Genomic DNA, 23,532 nt, shown 5'->3' with positions numbered 1-23,532 from the left:
TATCAAAAAATATCAGTTTATAAAACTATACAATAGTTTAATATAAAATGTATAACTGGTTTTTGTAACGGTTCAGTACCAAAAATCTACAATTGGATCCTTATTTCTTTTAATTCGGGAAAAAAGGTTTCATGTTTGTACACTATTAGGGTAACTATAGAATGCTAATGACTTCTACATAGAAATCCCTAATTTTAAAGAATTGAAGAAAATTAAAGCGTAGGTGCATGGGTGATTTTTTTAAGGTGCTAAGGGCAAGTATTATTATAACCATGGTAATGGTGCTAATACGGTTGCTTTTTTCAGACTGGCAAAATATAACGGTATATAGAGAGTTGCAGTTTGCCGGTATTAGCTTTTTGTATTCATTTGTGCTTACCTGTGTAAATGCGTATTATAATGATTTTATATCAAAAATTTACAGTTGGGATAAACAGACCAAAAAGCGACTATGGTATGGAGCTATTGGGTCTATTGTATTAACGGTCTTGGCATTTGGGGTTGTTAGGTGTTTCACAGAAATGGTCATTTTTGGGGAAACCTTTGATCAGTTTGTAAGTGGTGAAAAAATAGAATATTACATCTATGCGTTGATCATTACCCTTGTAGTTTCCTTATTTCTACATGCCTTTTACTTTTACAAAGCGCTACAAGATACCAAGGTAAAAGAACAGAAAATTATTGCAGGTTCGGCATCGGCAAAGTTCGATGCTTTAAAGAATCAACTAGATCCACACTTCCTTTTTAATAGTCTTAACGTACTTACCAGTCTCATAGAAGAAGACCCTATGCAGGCCCAAAAGTTTACTACTTCGTTATCAAAAGTGTACCGCTATGTGCTGGAGCAAAAGAGCAAAAATTTAATTTCTGTAGATGAAGAGCTTAAGTTCGCAAGAACCTATGTACGTCTATTGAAAATGCGTTTTGAAGATAGTATCGTTTTTGAAATTCCGGATGAGGCAACAAACCCAGAGGCCAAGATTGTACCGCTGTCACTTCAGCTGTTGTTAGAAAATGCGGTAAAGCATAATGTGGTTACTTCGGCCAAACCATTGCATATTAAGATTTATGAGGAAGATGGTTACTTGTACGTTATCAATAACCTACAAGAAAAGCAAGTGGTTAAAAAGAGTAGTGGTGTGGGCTTGCAGAACATTCGCCAACGGTATGCCATTCTTACCAAAAAAGAAATGCAGATCTTTAAGTCGGGCACCGAGTTTAAGGTACGTTTACCTATGTTGACCAATACCATATCTTTTAAAGAGACACAAGATGAGCATATAAGCGCAAAAAGATATGAAAAGGCTAAACGTCAGGTAGAAGAAATTAAAGGCTTCTATGGTAACCTAACATCATATTGTATTGTAATTCCGATCTTGGCCTTTATAAATTATAGGACCACCAGTTTTACCTGGTTTATTTTTCCTGCTATAGGTTGGGGTATTGGTCTACTGGTACATGGGCTTAAGGCCTATGGCATTAACCCCATACTTGGTAAAGATTGGGAAGAAAGAAAAATTAAACAGTATATGGAAGATGATAGGTTTTAATACAACCAAAAGTAACATATCATGAAGATTACAGATCACATAAAAGATTCTATGAATGAAAGTGTTTTATGTTGGTTGGCAACAGCATCTATTGATCTGGTACCCAATGTATCCCCAAAAGAGATTTTTAGTTTTTTTAAATATGATGTTGTCATCGTTGCCAATATAGCATCTCCACAAACGGTAAAGAATATTAGGCAGAACAAGAATGTTTGTATCAGTTTTATAGATATTTTAAAGCAGAAAGGTTTTCAGCTTAAAGGAACTGCTGAAATTATTCAGAGAGACCACCCAGTCTTTGCTAAAATGGAAGAAGTGCTTTTAGAACTTACCAAAGGAAACTTTCCGTTTGCAACCATTACCAAAATTAATGTTCATAGCGCCAAGCCTATTATAGCCCCAAAATATGTGCTATATCCTGAAACTACGGAGCAAGAGCAAGTAGAAAGTGCCAAGAAAACGTACGGTTTATAGTCCCTGTCCAATCTTAAATCTTCTTAAACTACAATTCAGTCATCAAAAATTACAACTGGGTATTTCTTTTTTAAAAAACCTGGGTTATCTGCCGAAATTTGAAGTATAGAAATTAAAACAGGATTAACCTAAAACCAATAAAGATGGAATCAAATATAACAAACGACCAAAATTACAAATACCAAAAGGCTAAAGAGAAAGTACAAGCGATCAAGGGCTTTTACGGAAATTTAATGGCATACTGCATTGTCATTCCAATTTTGGTCTATATCAATTATTCAACCACCAGTTTCCCATGGGCAATTTTTCCGGCATTAGGTTGGGGTTTCGGGTTGGTTATGAACGGACTTTATGCCTATGGCTACAACCCACTTTTCAGTAAAGATTGGGAAGAGAGAAAGATCAAAGAGTTTATGCAAAAATCGTAACCTAACAAATTGAAGATCATGGACAACGCAAAATATAATAGAGCAAAAAATAGGGTAGAGGAAATCAAGGAATTTTACAACAAAGTACTCTCTGCCATAGGAACAATTATTATAGTAGCAAGTATTAATTATTATTTGAACGAATGGGAATATGCCTGGTTTCTTTGGGTGGTATTAGGTTTAAGCATAAACTTGTTTTTTAAAGCAAATAAAATCTTTAACTTGAATCCGTTTATGGATCGCGATTGGGAAGAGAGAAAGATGGAAGAATTTCTACAGGAAGAAGAAAACGCAAAAAGATGGAAGTAATGGAACTCAACGAATTTGAATACGCGGACAAATTGGCAAGGGCCCGTAAAAAGGTCAATGATATAAAGGCATTTTATAGACATGCTACGGTATACGTATTGGTCAACATATTTATTATTATAATTACGGTTTCGGCAAGAATGTCCGGTGGAGAGTCTTTTTCAGAAGCGTTCTTTCATTTTGCTACGTTTTCCACGCCATTCTTCTGGGGAATAGGTTTGGCATTCCATGCCGCCAAAGTTTACAACAAAAATATGTTGTTCAGTAGGGATTGGGAAGAAAGACAGATCAAGAAATTGATGGAAAAGGATAAAAAAGAAGCGGATAAATACAGGTAATATGGAAACTACATCAATTGAAAACAACCATAAACTGGCTTATGCCAAGCAAAGAGTTCTTGAAATCAAGAATTTTTATAAACACCTAGGTACATTTTTAAAGTTGAATTTTCTAGTGCTATTATTTAAAATTCAAGTGTTCGATAGATTTATAGGTGATATGGATCTAGACGCCAAATTTGTGTATTGGTTAGAGTGGAACATTTACAGTATACCTATTATTTGGGGTGTTGTTGTAGCCTTTCATGCACTTTATGTTTATGTATTAAAGTATAAAGATTGGTCTGTGTTCAAACCCAAATTTTTAAAAAATTGGGAGCAAGAAAGAATCAATGAAATTTTAGGGCGCAATGATCATTAACCAAGAATTATAATTTTCAATTATCTTACATATACCCACCAAACCAAATTACCTATGAGAACCATTATAATAGAAGATGAAAAGCCTGCAGCGCGTAGATTGGGCAGAATGTTAGAAAGTTTAGAGCTTGAAGTTTCTACAATGTTACATTCTGTTGATGAGGCTATACAATGGTTTCAAGAGAATGAACATCCAGATTTGATATTCTTGGACATTCAACTATCTGACGGACTCTCATTTGAGATTTTTGATGTAATTGAAGTGCACAGTGCCATTATATTTACTACTGCTTTTGATGAGTATGCGCTTAAGGCCTTTAAATTGAATAGTATTGACTACTTGCTAAAACCAATAGATGATGAAGATTTGGAGCAGGCGGTCAAGAAATATAGAAAACGCTTTAAGGTAGAAAGTGAGCCTAATAAAATTGCCTTAGATTTTGAGGATATTAAAAAGTTATTGGTAAATCCGCTAGAGCGCGAGTATAAAAAACGTTTTACCGCTAAAGTAGGACAGCATTTAAAGATTATAAATTCGGAAGATGTAGAGTGTTTTTATAGTGAGAACAAAGGCACTTACGCGGCAACAAAAGATGGTCGTAATTATTTATTGGATACCACTTTAGAGCAATTGGAAGATGAACTTAAACCGCAGGTATTCTTTAGGGTAAGTAGAAAGTTCTTTGTGAATATTGACCATATAAAGGATATAGTATCCTATACGAACTCTAGGTTACAGATCAAGCTAAAGAACAATAACGACCATGAGATTATTGTGAGCAGGGAAAAAGTTAAGGACTTTAAGCTTTGGTTAGAATAATAATTTCAATTATGTGAACTATTTGCGATAAAGGTCTTCTTCTTCGTCAATTCTATTTTCATCAAAGGCCGATGGTAACAGCTTTGGAATTAACTTAATAAATATAGGAAGCAGAATTGCCCCGCCCGGTAATATAAAAATCGCTAAAGAAGGTATGCTCTTAAAAATATCCAACAGTTGATTTTGAACCTTCCTCTTTTCCTCATCACTTAGATCTCTTACTGTAGATTTAGATAAAAGGGCTACCAATTCTGCACTTTGAGAAAGTTCTTTATGTAATCTTTTGCTGTTACGTAAAATAAGTTTCTTGACAATTTTACCCATGCTGTCGTAAAATTGCTTGGCTAAATTCTTTTCCTTTAAATAAGGAATGGTATCAAAATTAAGTTTAAAAAATTCGGTAACGTCGGTAATAGAGGTTGAGATAATAGTATTGTCAAAACCAAGGTCTTTACCAATGCCAAAAATAAAATCGGACTCCGTATAATCTAAAGAATGGTCTTCCCAAACGGTTAAACAGGCCATATCAAGTAAATATCTGTTTTCCCAATTATCCTTATTGTTCAATAGTCTTTCCCTGTAAGTACCATCAAAATTATTTTCGGCACAGTTAATATAGGTTAATGATGATGCCAATAATTGCGAAAGCTTATTGTCTTTTCTGTCCAGTTCCTTAGAACTTAAAGCGTGGTAGCTAATATTTATGGCCAAATATTCTATTTCTTCCGCCTTTTCCTTTAAAGCGGGGTAGTCGTTTAAAAAATGTTTAAAAAGTAGTACATCTATAAACAGTAATGAATTGGTAATAAGACTATTAAAAGTTTTACTGATAATATTATCCTCAATATATATTCTAGAGGTCATCAACTTTTCTAGTTTGGCAGAAGTTTTATTACCGGTAAACCACTTATCAAAAAAGCTCTCGTTGTTGATTTTTAAAATTTCATAAAATTTGAATACCTGTTCTATAAATATGGAATAGTCTTCGCCACCTTCAATACGATAGGTAAAATACAGGGCATGTAGTAGGTTGATTTTAGCCTTCTCATCTTCAGAAAGGGTATGCTCCAATATAATAAAATCTGGTATGCTGGCATTTAGCCCGTATACAAAACCGCTTTTCTTTAGGGTAGTGTATAGCGCTTCAAAAGTGGGGAATGCATCTTGGTGTTTTTGCACCAACGAACCATATTTCTCGATCCAACCAGAGGAAGACGGGTTCATAATCTTAATAATTTAACACTGCAAAGTTAGCTAATTATTAATTCAAACCTTTTTATAAATAAGTACTTCTACACTATAAATGGTTTTTTTGATGATATGAATTTTAAGGATTTGGAATAAAATTAAATTTTTTTTAAGAAAAAATGAACCTTCCATTTTTATCTCCGTAAGTAAGGGTGATTCTAATCTAAAAAAAGAGATAATGAAAAAATCAAAATTGTTTATGGGACTTGGGGCTTTGGCTCTAGTAGGAGGTCTTTTAGTGGCGGCAGATCATATTGATGCGCCTAGCTCTATGGGAACCACGGCAGATATTGCCGATTTTTATGCTTTTGAACCAACTGAAGGTTCAGACAATACCGTTTTTGCGGTAGATCTTCAATCTAATGTATTGCCAGATTTGGCTTATGGTACGTTCGATGAAAATGTATTACTGGAAATAAATATTGATACCGATAATGATTTGGTAGAAGATTTGGTAATACAAGCTATACCAAGAGATAGTAAAATGTACTTTTTTGGTCCGGTTGCACCAAGCGAAACAGGTTTGAACGGTTCAGTAATGGTAGATGCGCCATTAGGTTCAGTTGACATTTCTGCTGAAACTGCTATTGTAGAAACTACGGATAGTGGAGTTTCTTTATTTGCAGGTCCTAGACAAGATGCTTTTTTCTTTGACTTCTTTCAGTTCAATGAAGTAATTGGTGGTACGGCCCCACTAGGTTTTAAACCAGCGGGTGATCCAGATTCTACAGATGATGACGATGAAACTGCAGTCGATACTTTTGATGGCGCCAATACAATGGCAATAGTTGTTGAAATTCCTAATAGTCTTTTAGGAACTACAACGGGTCAAAATGCTTTGGGTCTAGAAGTATATAAGACTTGGGTAACTACAAATGTTAAGCAATAATAACTTTTTAAAAAAATAGTAAGATGAAATTTAAAAATATAAAATATACGTTTTTGTCTCTTTTGGCAGTAGCCGCATTAGCTTCTTGTAGCGATGATGATGACAATACACCAGTAGTGGTTACACCAACATGTGATGATGGTATTATGAACGGTGACGAAACCGGAGTAGATTGTGGTGGTACATGTACCCCATGTGAAGATGCTATGGAACCAATGGAGCCAGACTTTACAGGTACTTATGCCCAAGTAGATTTTATGGGTAGACCAGGTATCAATACGGTATTAAGTGCAGATGGTGATATTAAAGATGCTCATAACATGTCTATTCCTTCAGAAATGGCTGCAACTTTTCAAGCAGATTTTGAAGCAAGGTTAGAGGCATATCATGATGTGTATGCTAACATTTTAGGAGCTGATCCTGCAGATGTAAACTATGAAAACAACATATTAGGTTTAGATGCACCTACATTAACAGGTTACTTGGCTGCCGATGTTTTAGAGGTTGCTCCTAACTTACCTACCACATACTTTAATCCGGGTACCGATTTTGATAATGATGGAAGAATTTTGGTTCCAGATGGTGATGAGGTTGCTTTGACAGGTAGAACTCCACAAGATGATGTTATTGATGTGTCATTGATTTTATTGTTCGGTGGTATGGAAGGAGACCGTTTTAGTGGTCAAGATACCGATGATGATGGTATGGCAGATTTACCAAGATTAACCTCAGATGGCGTTGGGCTAACGGCCACTGTAGGTACTACGTTCCCATATTTGGGAGCACCAGAATAAGAAGTTGCCTTCACTTTACTTATTGTTAACGGTGAGTAAGATTGGCACATCCCTAAATTGTTTATGAAAGAGAAGGGAAGGGAGGGTTGAAAGGCCCTCCCTATTTTAAACGATCCACAAAAAAACAACCTTATGAAATTAATAAAGCTTTTAATAGTAGTGTTACTGGTATCATCTTGTAATACTAAGAATCATGATGCAATTGCAAACAAAAAAGATTACGATAAATATTTAGTAGCTAACGAGGTCAAGACCACATCAAAATATTTTGATCTTTGGAACTCTAAAATTAGATCAGACAGTATGCAGCTAACCAGTTTTGGTGTAGTAGGCGGGGAGTACAGCAGGTATTTTCAACAAACTGGTGATATAGCGTTTTTAAAGAAGGCTGAAAAAAGTTTAAAAAGAGCCGTTGATATTGCCAATATAGGTAAACCCGGATTTTACAGGTCGCTGGCCAGAAATTATATTTCCCAGCATCGTTTTAAAGAAGCCCTTCAGTTAGCAGATTCTGCAGCGGCAATAGGTGGTGATAAAACAGAGACCCAAAGTTTGTACTTTGATGTTCATATGGAACTAGGAAACTATGATGTAGCAGAAAGCTATTTAGATAGTTTAAAGAACATGTCAGATTTTGGATACATGATCCGTGTAGCAAAATGGAACGATTACAAGGGAGATTTAGATACGACCATAAATTTTATGGAAAAGGCTAGAACGAAGGCCGAATTGTCTAAAAATAATGATCTAATGTTATGGAGCTACACCAATTTGGGCGATTACTACGGGCATGCCGGTAGAATTGAGGATTCATACAATCATTATTTAAAAGCGCTGGAAATTGATAACAACAATGCATACGCTAAAAAAGGTATTGCATGGATCGTATTTTCCAATGATAAGAACTCTAAAGAGGCCATTCGCATTTTGGACTCCGTTACCAAAACCTATGATGCACCAGATTATTTTCTGTTAAAAGCAGAAATTGCCGACTATTCCGGTGATGACTTAATTCGTACAAAGAATTTGGACGAGTACTTTACCCGCGTAAAAGATAAAGCATATGGTGATATGTATAATGCCTATAATCTGGGCTTGTACATTGGTGAAACCAAACAATATGACAGTGCCTTGATTTTGGCACAAAGGGAGGTAGATAATAGGCCTACTCCAGAATCTTATAGTTGGCTGGGCTATAGTCACCTTAAAAATGGGGACAAAGAACAGGCTATGAAGATTATGGATACCTACGTATACGGAAAAACATTTGAACCTGCGCTGCTTTACCAAGCTGCCGAGGTATACAAGGCAAACGGAAAAGAAGACAGAGTTAAGGAAATTAAAGGAGAATTAATAGGAGCCATTTATGAACTGGGTCCTGGTATGGAAAAGCAAGTCCATGATCTGTAATTGATAGCCCAATTATTTTCATTTCATGTTTGTTTTAGGTTGGATTGTTTTTTTTTCAACGCCACGATGTAAAGTCGTGGCGTTGTTATTATTATGCATTTCGTCGAATTTTTGGTTTTTTTTAACAGGCGCATAGATGAAATACATATATTTATCGACCAAATACATTTTAATGTGCGCCCCACGACTTTAAAATGTGAACTAAAAGTAACCAAGTAAACCAATTAGTGTTATGGAATACCTACTCTTTACATTATGGATTAGCTTAATGATTTTATTGGTCGGCAAAACTATAGTTGCCTACAGGTCTTTGCAAAAGACATTAAATCGTACCAATAGCTCTATCTAAATTAATTTTCTTAGCAGCACCGGTAATAATAGTAAATCTAATATCAACGCTGTTACCAAGGTTACACTAATGATCAATCCAATGGTAACACTGGGCTGATGAATAGAAAACAGCATTACCATAAATCCGAAGAACAATATAATGGTTGTAATGACCAGGGCTCTACCTGTTTGAGCAAAGGTTTTTTCAATGGCCGCCTCTTTTTCCAGCCCTTGGGTAATACCTAACTTGTATTTTCCTAAAAAGTGAATGGTGTCGTCTACCGCAATTCCAAATACTATGGCGAATACCACAGATAACGATGCTTCTAACGGAATACCCAGAAAACCCAACATGCCACCTGCAAATAAAATAGGTAGGATATTGGGCACCAATGAAATCAAGAATATTTTAATATCCTTGAAAACAAAAGCCATGATGACCCCTATCAATAATAAACCATAGAGTAATCCTTCAAGAAGACTACTTCTTATGTATTCGGAATTTTTATCCAACAAAATACTCTTACCCGTTACTTTTATTTTAACCAGAGCGGTGTCTAATTGGGTTTTGGCAAAAGCGCCAATGTTTTCATAAACCACTTTTAAGTTGTCTGTTCCAATATCTTGTAACCGGCCATTGATACGTGCAATAGATTCATCTGCATTTACAAATTTTGCAAGCTGTTTACGTGCAAGTTTACGCGTATCTTTTTGATATTTTAAGAACGTTTTTTTGTCCTGTGGAAGCTTAAAGAAAGCCGAGTTGTTTAGGTTATTGGCCTTGTTCAATATTTTATAGGCAAGGTTAGAAGATTGTAAGCTCCCTATACTTTCAATTGTTTTAAGGTACGTAAGCAATTTTTCAATTTCCAAAGCCACTTCATATTCGGTTACCTTATGGTCATCAACACCCATTACAGCAATTTCCAAGGGTCTAAATCCTGCATAATTGTCCTGAAAATATTCAAAATCTAAGGCAATTTTACTTTCAGAAGGTAAGGTCTGTTTAAGTTCTTGGTTGGTCTGCACCATATATATACCTAAAATACAGAGTGCGGTAAAAAGTACAGTACCGGCAATAATGGTTTTAGGAAATTTTTTGGTGAACGTATTGATCTTTAATAAGTAATTGACCCAATTTTCTGATATGCTTTTACGCCCCACCAACGATTTTTCCGGTAAACTTATTAGCAATGATCCTGTTAGGAATATTACCGTGATATAAGCTACCAAAACACCAATGGCGGCATTGATTCCAAATTCTTGAATGCTCACTAATCTAGATGATAAAAGCGTCACAAAACCAACGGCAGTAGTTACGGAGGTAAGTAAGGTAGTCATACCCACTTCTTTTAAAGATGAGGTTATGGCGGCATATCGTGGAATGTTGCTTTGTAGTTTTCGTATATAACTATCGGTTAGGTGTATAACATCAGAAGTACCTACAATAAGCATTAATACTGGGTAAAATGCTGCCATGGCGTTCAGTTCTTTGCCTAGCCAGCCCAAAAGCCCCATAAACAATAAGAGTGACATGGCTATCGAGAAAACCGAAATTAAAACTACGGGCATACTTCGGTAAACCAGTAGAAGAATAATAAACACCAAAATAGAAGCTACTATAGTGGTTGTCAATACTTCGCTCTTTTGCATTTCTACAATAGCTTCATAAAAGAAGGCCCTACCAAGAATATGGTAATCGGGCAGATTATTCGCTTTTAAAGATGCCCTAATTTGATTTAAAAGTTGTTTAGACTGCTGGTAATTGAGGTTGTCTACGGTTTGTAAGGCCAGTACCAGTGATTTTCTGTCCTTAGCAATAAGCGTATTAATGAATAGGGAATCAGATTTTATTTTGTCCCAGTCTTGTTCATATAAACTGGGGTCGTTGATATGGACAATGGGCAACGTAGTATAACCAAAAGATGTCTTTAGAGGGTAGGATAACGAGGTAATAGAGCTGCTTTCCAATACAAATTCAAAATCCTTGCTTTCTTCGGAAATTGCCTGGAACTTTTTTAGAAAGTCTTCTTGAAATACGTCTGTAGGGTTCTTTATGGCAATAAGTAAAAAATTGTCATCAGTACCAAATTCTTCAACATACTTATCATAAAAAGCCAAATCAGGATCTTCTTCAGGAAAAAACTGACTAAAATCGAATGAAAATTGGAGCTCATCCAATTTAGAGACCGCCAATACGCCTAGTAGTATGAACAGTACAACAAAAAACTTTTTAAGGAAACCAAAGTCAACCTTCATAGAAAAGTATAAATCTATTTCGGGTGCAAATTTAACACTCTATAAGCTAATCAACGTACTAAGAACCAAATAAGAATATTTCTTATGTTGGGGTAACTAATAACTAAAGAACCCAAAACACCATACTATGGCTACAATTCTATAAAATTGTCCAAATAAGGGGTCCAGTCATAGTTGGTGTATTCAATATCTACATCTTTTATAGAAGGTATGATATCGTTTTTTTTCAAGATTTTTTTAACACCGTTTTTTCCGCCAAAATCTCCCCTAAACCAATTGAATAATGATGTTACCTTAACTACATTGGTATCTGTATTGAACTCACTTGTTTTTTCTAGATGTTTTTTTGTGCCTATTTCTAACTGTTCTGGTAGGCGTTCCCATTCATATATGGCTACTGGCGGACAATCTTTGGCGCCACAGTTCAACGCAAAATGTATATTGTACACAGGTTTGTCAACTCTTAGTTTTCGTTCAAATTTGTTAGGGAACCATTTGCGTATATAGCCTAAACCATATTCCCATTGAGATTTTCTAATAAGACCATGTTCAATTTTTGCAAACGAAACCATTTCACCGGCAATCTTAATTTGCTCCAATTTAAAGAAACTGCCACGGTCATCATACAGTTTAGGATTATTCTGCAAAATAACCTGTATATAAGCATTGTAAATATTCAACCAAAACGCCAAACGTTTATCATTGGTGTCAAGAGCGGCATCCAATTCCTTAATGGTGGTATTTGCTAAAATATTTTGTATTTCCTGAGTATCTTCTTCGGCTTTTATTTTATGCAAGAAAGATTCTGATAGCTCATTGAAGTCAACGCTTTTGTCACCAGCTTCCGTTTGTGCCTGTAAATTGGTTTTAGCCGTACATGATAATGCAAATAGAGCAGCTAAAAAATATAGTCTTAATTTCATAATGTAGTTTTAGATCACCTTACTTACGTAAATGTATTTGAAAGGTTTGTTTCATCTTGGTCGAGTATATGTTTAATTGATTACGTTAACTTTTTTATAATTATAAAGCCAGTATTAAAACTATTTTGACCAACTTACGTAAATAAACAAAAGTTGGTGTCAATCAAAACAATAGTAATTAACCAAATTTCTACGAATCAACCAGTTATATGATCAGTATAATTATACCTGCCCATAATGAATATGATAATCTACAGCGGCTTTTTAGCATTGCATGTTTTTTAGAGCATAATAAATTAGTAGAAGTAATTGTAGCCTTGTCACCCGGTAATTCTGACGATATTGAATTGCTTGAATGTAATGGCAAGGTAAAAATACTGCGTTGCAAGAATAAGGGTAGGGCTTCTCAAATGAATGAAGCGGCTAGTTTGGCATTAGGCGATACACTGGTTTTTTTACATGCAGATGTAGTTCCGCCTGCTGAATTTATAGATAACATATTGCAAAGTTTAGAAGACGGCTATGATGCAGGATTTTTCTCTTACCGATTTGATAAGGATAAATGGTATCTACGAATAAATGCAGCCTTTACGGCTAAAGACGGCTTGTTTACGGGTGGCGGTGATCAATGCCTATTCATTAGGAAAGAAGCATTTGAACAGCTAGGCCGTTTTAATGAGCAACAGGTGCTTATGGAAGATTTTGAATTTTTTGCAAGGATGAAGAAAGAGCGGATATCTTACACCATAATAAAGAACGATTTGGTAGTTTCGGCACGTAAATATGAATCTAATTCGTATTTACGGGTCAATTTGTCCAATTTCATCTTAGTGGTACTTTTTAAGTTGGGATATCCAGGAAATAAATTAAAATCGCTTCATAATAAATTGATACGCACCCCATATAATGGTTGAAATAATTAACGGTATTCAACAAATAGGCATTGGAGTATCAGATGTCAAAAAAGTATTTAATTGGTATAGAAACCATTTAGGTTTTGATATTTTATTATTTGAAGATGAGGCAGTTGCGTCATTGATGTCTCAATATACCAATAATAAGGTTGAGAAAAGGGAAGCGTACCTATCGCTCAACATGACCGGTGGTGGTGGTTTGGAAATTTGGCAATTTAAAGACCGAATTCCTGTAGCATCTGAAAATCCTATAAAATTTGGCGATTTAGGTATATACGCTATGAAGATAAGATGTGGTAATCTTATGAAAATGCACACGTACTTAAAAGAATTAGGGGTACTTAATTTATCGCAGATAAGCCATACACATAAGCCAAATTTCTATTTTAACGACCCCTTTAGAAACCGTGTTCAGCTGGTAGAAGATATGTATTCCTTCTCTAAGCAGTCTTCATTAAATGGGGGAGTGCTAGGTGCTGTTATAGGGGTAAGTGATATTACGAAATCTATGGGGTTTTACTCCACTATGCTGGGGTATACTAAAGTGGTGTACGATGCGATAGATTCAGTTTTGTCCACCGATAAGAAAAAGTGTAGAAGAGTAATATTACAGCAAGAACGTACGTCTGTTGGTGGTTTTGGAGACCTTTTGGGACCTACGCAACTAGAACTTGTTCAGCTACTAGATGAAAGGCCAAACAAGATATTTAAAAATAGGCTATGGGGCGATTTGGGTTACATTCACCTATGTTTTGATGTATCTGGTATGGCTGTGATAAGGGAAAAGGCAATCAATAATAACTGTCCTTTTACGGTAGACAGTGCCAACAGTTTTGATATGGGCGACGCCGCCGGTCATTTTAGTTATATGGAAGACCCAGATGGCACGTTGATAGAATTGGTAGAGACCCATAAGGTACCTATCTTTAAAGCGCTAGGTTTGTATCTAAACCTAAAGAAAAGAAATCCAAATAAGACCTTACCTAAATGGCTAGTAAAGAGCCTTGCCCTACACAGGGTTAATACAGACCGTTGATTCTATGGGCTAATTTTGGCTGGTATTTCTAATGAGTCCTATACCCGAAAAGAAGAAAATGGCACCTAAAACACCATAGACAATAAGTTGTTTTGTTGTTCCGCTGCTATTAGCGAATAATATTGCAGTATAAACCAGCCCACCGATTCCTAATAAGGTAAGCACCGTTCCAAAAATTTTCTTTAAATCCATGGTGGAAAAATAATAAAAAAAATGGGCAGTTTTTATAAACTGCCCATTAATACATGATTTTTTATTGGCACCGCCAAAGGGTTTAACACCCCTTAGGCTTGCCTTCTAGTTTAAACGTTTATTTCCTTTATATGCCTCATGGGCTTGCCCGGAGGTGTTTTACTTCTTATGAAGCATTGACGACCCCAAGGGTATACAATTGTTCAAGGGTTGGTGATTCGCTACCGCCAGCAGGTTCTAAGGTAATACCAAATGCCTCTGAGTCATTAGGATTATTTAATGCAAAGACTTTGTTTTCATCTGCTGCAAAATCTTCAAGAAGACCCATACTGGTTGGTGTAAGCGGTGAAAGTTTAAGAGACCAAACCTGGTAAACAAAACCATCTGGCGGTTCTGGCAGCCCTTTGGCATCTATAAATACTTTTTCTTCTTGTTTGTTCCAATACGCCTTGGCGTATGAAGTAGGTGAAACGTCTTGCCCTCCTAAAGGGATTACACTAATATTCTTATCCCTAAGTGTATTCAATAATTCTTGGGTCTGTTCTAAAGAAGAATCGGTATCGGCAATTTGCTGCTCCAAATCTACATTCTGCTTTTCCACTAGTTCAATGTTAGATTTCAAATCTTGATTTTGCTGATACATCCAGAAGAGTCCTACAGCCAATAAAATAGATGCAGCCCAACCCATATAAGATAAGAATGGAGTACTACGTTTTTCATTCATATCAACTACCTTGACCTCACCATTAATTCTATTCATCAATGCTTTAAAAGAATAATGATATCCTGGTGAAGCTTTTCTGGACAATTCTAATATTGAAGCCTCAATTTCCTCGATCTCCTTTTTTATTTCTGGATACTCCTTGGCATAGTTGGCAATCTCAAGATTTTCTTTCTCTGAGAGTGTACCGGCTACGTAAAGCTCCAAAATTCCCGATGCTATGTATTTTTCTACATCCATACTATCTTACCTCCATATTCTCCCTTAATTGGGAAATGCAACTTCTATTTCTTGTTTTTACAGTGCCTAAGGGAATTTCCAATTCTTCTGCAGCATCTTTTTGTGTATAACCTCTAAAGTATAACAGTTCAATGATCTGAACACATTTTTCCTTTAAATTATTAACAAGTTTTCTTAGACCTTTAGTATCTACAGATGAACTTTCTTCTTCTTCCCTGTGCTGTAAAATACCTACGAAGTAATCTGCGGAAAGATTCTTTTTGTCATTTTTATACGACCTACTGCGTATTTCATCGATAGCTGCATTTCTGGCTATGTTAAGGATCCATGTGAAAAATCTACCTTTAGAAGAATTATAACTTTCACAGTTATTCCAAATCTTTATAAATACGTCTTGACAGATTTCTTGGGCCAAGGCATCGTTTTTTACTATGGTATTGATAACACCACAGATATTTTCACTATACATACCATATAGCTTTTCGAAAGCCAAAGGGTCTTTCTTTTTAAATTGATCAACCAATAGGTCTAATTGCATATTAAATATTTTGTAACGGTTAAAAATAGAAAAAGCTGTTCTTAGAACAGCTTTTATCCATCATATTTTTAACCCTATTCAATAATACCGGCACAGCTAACACGTGCACCTGCATCACCACTGGGTTGAGAAGTGTAATCATCAACACCTTGGTGTACAATAACCCCTTTTCCTAAAATGTTCTTATTTTCATCATCACAGCCAATACACCATTCGTCTGTTGAAAACTCAACTTTGGCGTTACCATCGGCATCTGCGGTAAAGTTACCTATATCACCTTTATGATATCCTTCGCTTGCTCCCCATTTACCATGTGGCTCATTAGTTGGGTTCCAGTGTCCTCCTGCGGAAGAACCATCGGCTGCAGTACAGTCTGCCGTTTGGTGTATGTGAATGGCATGTTCGCCTTCACTCAAGCCAGATAACATGGCTACCATATCAACTTCGCCATCATCTTCGGTAAAAATGACTTCACCTTTAACATTGCTATCGCTTTTTGGTTCAAGCATAAACTTCACAACAGTATCTTGTTCTGTCATTTCATTCTCTGCCTCATCCATTAATTCTTCCATTTCCTCTTTAGCCTCTGATGCTTCTTTTTTTACTTCTTTGCAACTGAAGACAGCCAATAGTGCCAACAGTGCTAATTCAACTTTCAATATTTTCATGTTAATCTATTTTAGTGTGAAGCAACAAATTAGCCAATAATTAATGTAATATCAAGTAGTTAAGTGCATAGAGCAATACTTTTAATCTTTAGTGATAAAAAAAGAGGAGCGTTAACGCTCCTCTTTATCTATACATATATAATAGGTATTATTTTTTATCCAAAAGCACTTCTGCTTTAACGGCAACTTCGCTCCAAGTTTTGCTCACACCATCTTTACCGGTATGTAAAATTTCACAAGCCTTGTTTATAGAGGCAACGGCATCTAAAGCGTTCCAGTTTTCCAAATCCATTACACCATTAAAAGTAATTTTGTTGTCGCCATCCATTTCGTAGGTAAGGGGTATATTTTGGGTTTCACCATTTAAGGTAACGTCTATGGAGCTATTTTCGCCTTCTACCTTAACCACACCAGAAATAAGCTCGGTATCTTTTAATACCCCAAAAAAGAATTCTAAAAGCTTTGGGTCTCTAGTACCGGTAGGGTCATTGGTAAACAAACTGCTTACGGGAATGCTAAATTCAGTTCCGTTTAAAGCTTCCATAGCAGTTGCTCCACTTGTTGTATTAGTAAAGTTTATCTTTTTGAACATACCGCCAACTGGCACTTTATCAGTTGTTTTGTATGCAGTAAAACTTACCTTGGTAGAGTCTTGAACCAAGCTGTACATATCAGTAGTTTCTGCTGTGGCTTCAACATTTTTAGAATCTTCACTTTTTTTAGCGTCCTTGCAACTTGCGAAAATGATCAATAATGCACTCGCGAAAGACAATGCTATTTTTTTCATAATAATGTAGTTTGTTTATGGTATAAATTTACTTCTTCTTTTTAAAAATGCCACGCAGATCGGTGTTATAAAAAACACCAATTTGTAGACGATCGTAATTAGCCCCTGTAAAGTGATTCTTTAAGTAGCCAAATTGCATACTTAAATCTTCGGTAACGTTAACCCCAAGTGCAGCATAGGCACGGTTTTGACCAAATGCACTGTCTTGTAGATTTATGAAAATCTCATCATAGAAATTCAAGAAAAAGATATCGGTTAGGGGTAAGGTCATTTGAATTCTATAACGAGTTCTGTGCAATATGTTGCTTTCACCGGTAAAATTGTTTTGTACAAAGCGCTGCTCTAGGCGGTAACGATGTTCAAAATTAAATTCCCACACTTTATTTTTAAGAATGAACTGCTCAAATATGCGATGCTCGGAAATTGAATTGTTTTCGACTAAGGTATTTACACCAAGTTCATCAAATTCCGTAAAAGTAGGGTCTGTTTCAATAAATCCGTAGCCTAAAGTAGCGATAGCATCAGGGTTAATATGATAATTCACCCCAGTTCTTAGAAGCAACTGGTTAAAGTTCGAAGCCATTTCATAATATCTAAATTGAGCTTCGGTATGTATACTCCATTTATCGGCAATTTTATTGGTTCCAAAATACATGAACCAACTACCAAAATCGTCTTCTCCTGTACCACCACTTTGAGCATTTATTTGATTAATAGTTGCTAATAATACTAGTAACGTAAAAACTTTCTTCATTCTTTAATTTAATATGAAACTTAAAATTTTGGCTTTACTTATCGCCTTCTTCAATAGGTGTTGCTTTATCCTTCTTCAAATACAAATCTAAAAAATCTAAAACCCTACTATACGCTTCGATCTGATTTTCTTTTTTTACAAAACCATGACCTTCATCTTCAAAGAGCACGTATTCCACGGGAACACCGTTCTTTTTTACACCTGCAACAATTTCGTCAGATTCTACTTGTAATACTCTAGGGTCTTGCGAGCCTTGTAAAACAATTAAGGGTTTGGTCACCTTATCGGTATGAAACAAAGGGGAAATCTCTTTTAACCGAACGGAATCTGCACTGTATGGGTCTCCTAATTCTTTATATAAGGCATCTTTAAAAGACTCCCACCATGGCGGTATACTTTTTAATGTTCGTACCCAATTGGTTACGCCAAACAAATTTACCCCAACGGCAAACTCTTCTGGGGTATAGGTCAATGCCGCCATAGTCATGTAACCACCGTAAGAGCCGCCAATGATTCCAATTTTATTAGCATCTATTTCTGGCTGTTGGGCAAGCCAATTTTTACCTTCTACACAATCTTTTAAATCCTTATCGCCATGGTTTAAATCATCCATTTGATAAAAAGTTTTGCCATAACCGCTACTACCTCTGTTGTTAACGGCTAGTACGGCATAGCCATGATTGGTCAAATATTGAATAAATGAGCTAAAGTTCTGTCTACTTTGTCCGCCCGGTCCGCCATGAACCCAAACCAATGCAGGTACTTTGGTGTCCGCACTTGCCTGGTGCGGCTTGTAATAAATGGCAGGAATTTCAACCCCATCAAAAGATTTATAACGTATTACTTCTGCGTTCACCAAGTCTTCACCGTTTATTTCGCTATTTAAAACATTGGTCAACTGGGTCTGTTCTTTGGTTTCTAAATTATAAACGAACAAATTAGAAGGTGTGTGTGACCCACCCGCATAAAAACGCATTAGTTTTTCATCATCTGAGAAATCTACACTGGTTACGTCCAAACCATCCAAAGAAGGAAGAGCAACATTTTCACCGGTGCTAACATTCTTTATTTCAATGACATTCTTGGCATCTTCGTTAATATAGGTTACCTGATAGGTACCGTTTTCCGTAAAATAGGTACCCCATATATCCCAATTTTTCTGCATCACCTTTTCTCTGTTGCCCGTGGCAATATCGTACTTCATTAAATAAGAGAATTCCTCTCCATCATCTGTGGTATAATACAAGGAAGAAACATCATTGGAAAATCCAGAGCTACTGTTGGCGCTTTGATTTTCATTGATTTTGGTCAGCTTTTTATCTGCGACGGTGTAAATAAACAAATCGGAATCATTGGTATTGATGGGCTTGCCCAAGGTTATATATTTCTTGTCCTCGGAAATTCCGTCAATGCTATAACCTTCCGTATTTTCATAGATCAGGGTAGGCTCAAGAGTTTCTAAGTCCATTTCATAGATATCATCATTTCTAGGGTTTCTCTCGTTAGAAGTATAGTAGAAACTCATTTCATCTTCTGCCCATCCGTAGAACGATGCACGGGCACCTTCTGCCGGTGTAAGGTCGGTCTGCGTACCGTCTAGATCTCTGACGTAAATATGAAATATCTCATCACCATTTCCATCCATTCTAAACAACATACGTTCATCTTTTGGAAAATAGGATATGGCGAATACAGATGCACTGTCAGACATAGTAACAGGAGTCAATTCACCCCCGCTTGTAGGCACCGTGTACATGTTGTAAATACCAGATCTATTACTTGAGATAAGTAATTTAGAATTATCAGGGGAAAAACTACCGCCACCAATGGCTTCGTTATCCATCATTTGTTTGATGGTATAGGTCTTCATCGTTTCTGCAATAGAAGGTTTTTTAGGTTCTTCTTTACAGCTTAACATAAGCGTAAACACAAAGCAAGCCATTAGGTACTTCATAGTAGTGGTTTTTAGATTGTTAGACTTTTACATATTAATTCAAATTAAAAACTTCTGTTTCTTTAAAAGGTGATATATCTAAGCTTTTCATATTAGTTTGGTATTCTACCCATTCTTTGGCGAAGAAAGCATTTGTTTTTTGTAGCGCGCTCTGCAGATCATCTTTGGCAAATTGCATTAATTGTTTTTCCGTTGCCGTCATACCGGTTTTTCTAGATCCTACGTAGCGCCTTGCAATTTGAATACGTTGCATTACCGTCATTTCTTTACTACGGGTTATTCCTTGTCTTTTATCGACCTTACCTAAATATATAGCGGTGATAGAATCTATTTGTTTAATGATGTCTTTAGAGGCGTCTATTTGTTCTTTGTACTTTTTATCGTCCTCTTTTTTCAGGTCTTTTTGAAATTTCTCTGCAACCTCTTTACTTTTTGCCAATTGCTGTACCGCATCTGCTGCTGTCTGCATGTATGATTCCAATTCTTTTCCGTTTGCATAGGCTTCATTGATCCCTGTTTGAGAAACTTCTAAACGTGGGTCTGATTTTACCGTAATCGTAGTTTCTTCTTCCAGATCACCGTATAACATTTTTATGGTATAGGTACCTGGTTTTACGTCTAAACCGCCAGACTCTTTCTTTTTGGTCTGTACTTTTCTAGAAGGTCTATCCGCGCCTTTTTCATCCATTCCCCAGTAAATTCTGTGAAATCCTGCTTTTTCAGGAGTCTTGTATTTTAAAGTACGGATCAGTCTATCGCCATCGTAAAAATCGAACTGAACGGAATCCTTCTTTTGAACTCCGGTCAACGCAACGCTATCTGTTTTTTCTTCTGTTTTTTCTTCGGATGAATCCTCTTTTTTACCCTTCATGCCCTTGCCTTTTTTGGCAGCTTTTTTACCTTCCTTTAAATAATAGGTAATCATAGCACCGGACTTTCTGTTTTCACCTTGGTAAAGACCATCGGCACCAAAACGACTGCCTGTAGGTTGTTGGTAGGATGCCTGATATGCCGTTGGCGGAGTAAATAATTCTATTTCCTTGTTTAAAATGGTTGCATCTGCAGCTAGAGCCCGTAACGGACGAATATCATCCAAAACCCACGCAGCACGACCAAATGTACCGATCACCAAATCTTGCTCTCTTGGGTGAATGGCTAAATCTTTGGTAGAAACCGTTGGGAAACCTTCGGTCCATTTTTGCCATTTTTCTCCGGCATTGAAGGAAACATACAATCCGTCATCGGTACCCAAGAATAATAAATTAGGATTTTCAGGATCTTCAATAATAGATAAGGTATAGCTTTCTACATCTGTGGCGTCAACAATTCTTGTCCAAGTTTTACCATAGTCTTTGGTGCGGTACGCATATGGCGTATAATTGAATCTTCTATAGTCGTTGGCAATCAACAATGCTTCACCCTTATTTCGGGTAGATGCTTTTATTTGCGGAATCCAACTTCCTTTAGGTAAGCCTTTGATATTTGCGGTTACTTCTGTCCAGGTTCCACCTCCGTTTTGGGTATAATGCACACGACCGTCATCAGAGCCTACCCAAAGCATATCTTTTTCAACTGCAGAGGGTTCAATAACCAAAATTGTGGTATGGTTTTCGGCACCGGTTGCATCCATAGATAGGCCACCACTTTCACTTTGTTTTTGTTTTTCTGGATCGTTCGTTGTTAAATCAGGTGAAATCACTTTCCAGGTCAATGCCTTATCCGTACTCTTATGTACAAACTGACTGCCAAAATAAACGGTACTGGTATCAAAAGGATCTTGACTAATGGCCGAGTTCCAATTGAAACGTAGTTCGGTATCCGCATCTGGTGGAGTAGGGCGTACAATGTAGTTATCACCGGTTACATGATCAAAACGTTGTACGTTACCTTGTTGGCTCATGGTATACCCATATCTGGAATCTACAGGATCTGGAACAACATCAAAACCATCACCAAAACTAATTTCTTGCCAGTAGCTATTACGAATTCCCTGTGCTTTCCAAACATAGGCAGGTCCTCTCCAAGAACCGTTATCTTGCATACCACCATAGACATTATATGGATATTCATTATCTACTGCAATATGGTAGAATTGCGCAACGGGAAGGTTGCCCACAAAACGCCATGTTTTTCCGCCATCTTTAGAGATATTGAGTCCGCCATCATTACCGTCCATCATAAACTGACCGTTTTCTGGGTTGATCCAAAAGGCGTGGTGATCGGGGTGTACCCCGTTATCCGCACGGTATGCAGGCATTAATTGCGAAAAGTTTTTGCCGCCATCTTGCGAAACGTTCACATAGGTGAATACGGAGAATACTCTGTTCTCATTTTCTGGGTCTACGTAAATTTCAGAGTAATAGAAAGGTCTGTTACCTATATCGCTTTTGTCGTTTACTTTCTTCCATTTAAAGCCGCCATCTTCAGATTTGTACAACGCATTCTTTTTGGCTTCAACCAATGCATAGATAACCTCAGGTTTTCCCGGGGCAATGGCTACACCAATTCTACCCAGGTCACCAGCTGGTAAACCATCTTCCTCGCTTAATTTCTTCCAATTTTTACCACCGTCGTGGGTCATATAAAGTCCGCTACCGGAACCACCGGAGTTAAAGAACCAAGGTTCGCGCTTGTGTTCCCACATGGCAGCAATCAATTTACTAGGGTTAGTAGGATCCATAATAAGATCTGCAACTCCTGTTTTGTTATTTACGAACAACACCTTTTCCCAAGTCTCGCCACCATCGGTAGTCTTAAAAACGCCGCGTTCTGGGTGTTCTCCCCAAGGAGATCCAATAGCACCTACATAAACGGTGTTAGGGTTCATGGGGTCTATTTTGATTCTATGAATATGTCTGGTTTTTTCAAGACCCATTGATTTCCAGGTCTTTCCACCATCAAGGGATTTGTATACTCCGTAACCACCGTTTAAGCTATTTCTTGGGTTACCTTCACCTGTACCGGCCCAAATTACGGACGGATTACTTTGTTGAATAGCAACAGCACCAATAGATGCGGTCACTTCTTTATCAAAAATAGGTTCCCATTTTACGCCACCGGAAGTAGATTTCCATAATCCGCCAGAAGCGGTACCTACATACATAATATCCGGATTGTCATTGACAACATCAATGGCGGTTACACGGCCGCTCATACCACCGGGACCAATATTACGGGGCTTTAAGTCTTGAACCAGGTCCATTTTAAAATCTTGTGCAGAAACGAAAATAGATGCGAAAAGCATCAACAGGGAGAGTAATCTTCTTGTCATTTGAGTGGTTTGTTAGTTATGTTTCTAAAAATAGCGGAAAAGAAAAGGAAGTATTCTTAAAAGGATGTTAACAGTATGTAGTTTTGAAGAATCCGTAATCCTTTAACAGTTTTGCAGTCCAGTGATCAGTAGGCAGTATCAGTTTTCAGTTGATGGTTACAGTGTAATTTATGGTGCTGAATGGTCAGTTCGAGTGGCTTTTTAGTTGTAGCATAGCGGAAACTGAAAAGTTGCCTGCCTGACGACGGGCAGGTATCGAGAATTTTTGGAACACATAAAGGTTCTCGATACAAATTTCTCGTTCCTCGAAATTCACTCGAACTGA

At 36.8% G+C, this 23,532-nt stretch carries 23 protein-coding genes; 12 read left to right on the top strand and 11 right to left on the bottom strand.

Annotated elements, in window-relative coordinates; all coding sequences use genetic code 11:
- Positions 1-227: 227 nt before the first annotated feature.
- From YQ22_RS00795 to YQ22_RS00765, 7 genes are all read left to right on the top strand, one after another.
- Positions 228-1,550, top strand: a complete 1,323-nt coding sequence (locus YQ22_RS00795) for a 2TM domain-containing protein (protein WP_071339677.1) — start codon at positions 228-230, stop codon at positions 1,548-1,550.
- Positions 1,551-1,571: 21 nt separating this feature from the next.
- Positions 1,572-2,024, top strand: a complete 453-nt coding sequence (locus YQ22_RS00790) for a pyridoxamine 5'-phosphate oxidase family protein (RefSeq protein ID WP_071339676.1) — start codon at positions 1,572-1,574, stop codon at positions 2,022-2,024.
- A gap of 143 nt (positions 2,025-2,167) precedes the next feature.
- Entirely contained in the window at positions 2,168-2,452 is a 285-nt protein-coding gene (locus tag YQ22_RS00785) for a 2TM domain-containing protein (protein WP_058103126.1), read from the top strand.
- Positions 2,453-2,470: 18 nt separating this feature from the next.
- The gene (locus YQ22_RS00780; RefSeq protein ID WP_071339675.1) at positions 2,471-2,761 is read left to right on the top strand and encodes a 2TM domain-containing protein; all 291 of its coding nucleotides are present in this window, start codon (positions 2,471-2,473) and stop codon (positions 2,759-2,761) included.
- Positions 2,761-3,099, top strand: a complete 339-nt coding sequence (locus YQ22_RS00775) for a 2TM domain-containing protein (RefSeq protein ID WP_071342444.1) — start codon at positions 2,761-2,763, stop codon at positions 3,097-3,099. Before YQ22_RS00780 ends, YQ22_RS00775 begins: the two co-directional genes overlap by 1 nt.
- Before the next feature lies 1 nt (position 3,100).
- Positions 3,101-3,460: a 2TM domain-containing protein gene (locus YQ22_RS00770; protein ID WP_071339674.1), complete on the top strand. Its 360-nt coding sequence runs from the start codon at positions 3,101-3,103 to the stop codon at positions 3,458-3,460.
- Between the two features lie 54 nt (positions 3,461-3,514).
- Positions 3,515-4,279 carry a LytR/AlgR family response regulator transcription factor gene (locus tag YQ22_RS00765; RefSeq protein WP_071339673.1) on the top strand — a complete coding sequence of 255 codons (765 nt, stop codon included), beginning with the start codon at positions 3,515-3,517 and terminating at the stop codon, positions 4,277-4,279.
- 18 nt (positions 4,280-4,297) lie between these two features.
- On the opposite strand, the gene YQ22_RS00760 is transcribed toward YQ22_RS00765, so the two are convergent.
- A complete protein-coding gene (locus tag YQ22_RS00760) occupies positions 4,298-5,503 on the bottom strand; it encodes an LETM1-related biofilm-associated protein (protein ID WP_071339672.1) in 1,206 nt (401 codons plus the stop codon).
- Positions 5,504-5,705: 202 nt separating this feature from the next.
- Here YQ22_RS00760 and YQ22_RS00755 point away from each other — a divergent pair, with 202 nt between their 5' ends.
- The 3 genes from YQ22_RS00755 to YQ22_RS00745 all read left to right on the top strand — a co-directional run bounded on the left by YQ22_RS00755 (position 5,706) and on the right by YQ22_RS00745 (position 8,620).
- Positions 5,706-6,416 carry a DUF4331 family protein gene (locus tag YQ22_RS00755; RefSeq protein WP_071339671.1) on the top strand — a complete coding sequence of 237 codons (711 nt, stop codon included), beginning with the start codon at positions 5,706-5,708 and terminating at the stop codon, positions 6,414-6,416.
- 23 nt (positions 6,417-6,439) lie between these two features.
- Entirely contained in the window at positions 6,440-7,210 is a 771-nt protein-coding gene (locus tag YQ22_RS00750) for a DUF4331 family protein (protein ID WP_071339670.1), read from the top strand.
- Between the two features lie 132 nt (positions 7,211-7,342).
- On the top strand, positions 7,343-8,620 hold the full coding sequence (locus YQ22_RS00745; RefSeq protein ID WP_071339669.1) for a tetratricopeptide repeat protein: 1,278 nt from the start codon (positions 7,343-7,345) through the stop codon (positions 8,618-8,620).
- A 345-nt stretch (positions 8,621-8,965) separates the two neighbouring features.
- Here the strand turns inward: YQ22_RS00745 and YQ22_RS00740 are convergent, their stop codons facing one another.
- A complete protein-coding gene (locus YQ22_RS00740) occupies positions 8,966-11,209 on the bottom strand; it encodes an efflux RND transporter permease subunit (RefSeq protein ID WP_071339668.1) in 2,244 nt (747 codons plus the stop codon).
- A 131-nt stretch (positions 11,210-11,340) separates the two neighbouring features.
- Complete coding sequence (locus tag YQ22_RS00735; RefSeq protein WP_071339667.1) at positions 11,341-12,132, bottom strand: DUF547 domain-containing protein; 792 nt, start codon at positions 12,130-12,132, stop codon at positions 11,341-11,343.
- A 209-nt stretch (positions 12,133-12,341) separates the two neighbouring features.
- Between YQ22_RS00735 and YQ22_RS00730 the strand changes: the two genes are divergently transcribed.
- Complete coding sequence (locus YQ22_RS00730) at positions 12,342-13,046, top strand: glycosyltransferase (RefSeq protein ID WP_071339666.1); 705 nt, start codon at positions 12,342-12,344, stop codon at positions 13,044-13,046.
- Positions 13,039-14,082, top strand: coding sequence for a VOC family protein (locus YQ22_RS00725; RefSeq protein WP_071339665.1), 1,044 nt, complete (start codon positions 13,039-13,041; stop codon positions 14,080-14,082). Before YQ22_RS00730 ends, YQ22_RS00725 begins: the two co-directional genes overlap by 8 nt.
- A 9-nt stretch (positions 14,083-14,091) precedes the next feature.
- Here the strand turns inward: YQ22_RS00725 and YQ22_RS00720 are convergent, their stop codons facing one another.
- The 8 genes from YQ22_RS00720 to YQ22_RS00685 all read right to left on the bottom strand — a co-directional run bounded on the left by YQ22_RS00720 (position 14,092) and on the right by YQ22_RS00685 (position 23,207).
- Positions 14,092-14,274 (bottom strand): hypothetical protein, encoded by a 183-nt coding sequence (locus tag YQ22_RS00720; protein WP_058103114.1) that lies wholly within the window; start codon positions 14,272-14,274, stop codon positions 14,092-14,094.
- 166 nt (positions 14,275-14,440) lie between these two features.
- Positions 14,441-15,235 (bottom strand): anti-sigma factor, encoded by a 795-nt coding sequence (locus YQ22_RS00715; RefSeq protein WP_071339664.1) that lies wholly within the window; start codon positions 15,233-15,235, stop codon positions 14,441-14,443.
- A gap of 1 nt (position 15,236) precedes the next feature.
- Positions 15,237-15,773: an RNA polymerase sigma factor gene (locus tag YQ22_RS00710; RefSeq protein WP_058103112.1), complete on the bottom strand. Its 537-nt coding sequence runs from the start codon at positions 15,771-15,773 to the stop codon at positions 15,237-15,239.
- 74 nt (positions 15,774-15,847) lie between these two features.
- Entirely contained in the window at positions 15,848-16,441 is a 594-nt protein-coding gene (locus YQ22_RS00705; RefSeq protein WP_071339663.1) for a superoxide dismutase family protein, read from the bottom strand.
- A 148-nt stretch (positions 16,442-16,589) separates the two neighbouring features.
- Positions 16,590-17,228 carry a YceI family protein gene (locus YQ22_RS00700; protein WP_071339662.1) on the bottom strand — a complete coding sequence of 213 codons (639 nt, stop codon included), beginning with the start codon at positions 17,226-17,228 and terminating at the stop codon, positions 16,590-16,592.
- Between the two features lie 28 nt (positions 17,229-17,256).
- Positions 17,257-17,982, bottom strand: a complete 726-nt coding sequence (locus tag YQ22_RS00695) for a DUF2490 domain-containing protein (protein ID WP_071339661.1) — start codon at positions 17,980-17,982, stop codon at positions 17,257-17,259.
- A 34-nt stretch (positions 17,983-18,016) separates the two neighbouring features.
- Positions 18,017-19,936 carry a S9 family peptidase gene (locus tag YQ22_RS00690; RefSeq protein ID WP_071339660.1) on the bottom strand — a complete coding sequence of 640 codons (1,920 nt, stop codon included), beginning with the start codon at positions 19,934-19,936 and terminating at the stop codon, positions 18,017-18,019.
- A 34-nt stretch (positions 19,937-19,970) separates the two neighbouring features.
- Positions 19,971-23,207 carry a WD40/YVTN/BNR-like repeat-containing protein gene (locus YQ22_RS00685; RefSeq protein ID WP_071339659.1) on the bottom strand — a complete coding sequence of 1,079 codons (3,237 nt, stop codon included), beginning with the start codon at positions 23,205-23,207 and terminating at the stop codon, positions 19,971-19,973.
- Positions 23,208-23,532 lie beyond the last annotated feature (325 nt).

The organism is Maribacter sp. 1_2014MBL_MicDiv (genome assembly GCF_001865655.1).
In the GTDB taxonomy this organism is placed as follows: Bacteria; Bacteroidota; Bacteroidia; order Flavobacteriales; family Flavobacteriaceae; genus Maribacter; species Maribacter dokdonensis.
Note: the sequence above shows the minus strand (reverse complement) of the source record. Positions and strands in the feature narration are given on the sequence as shown.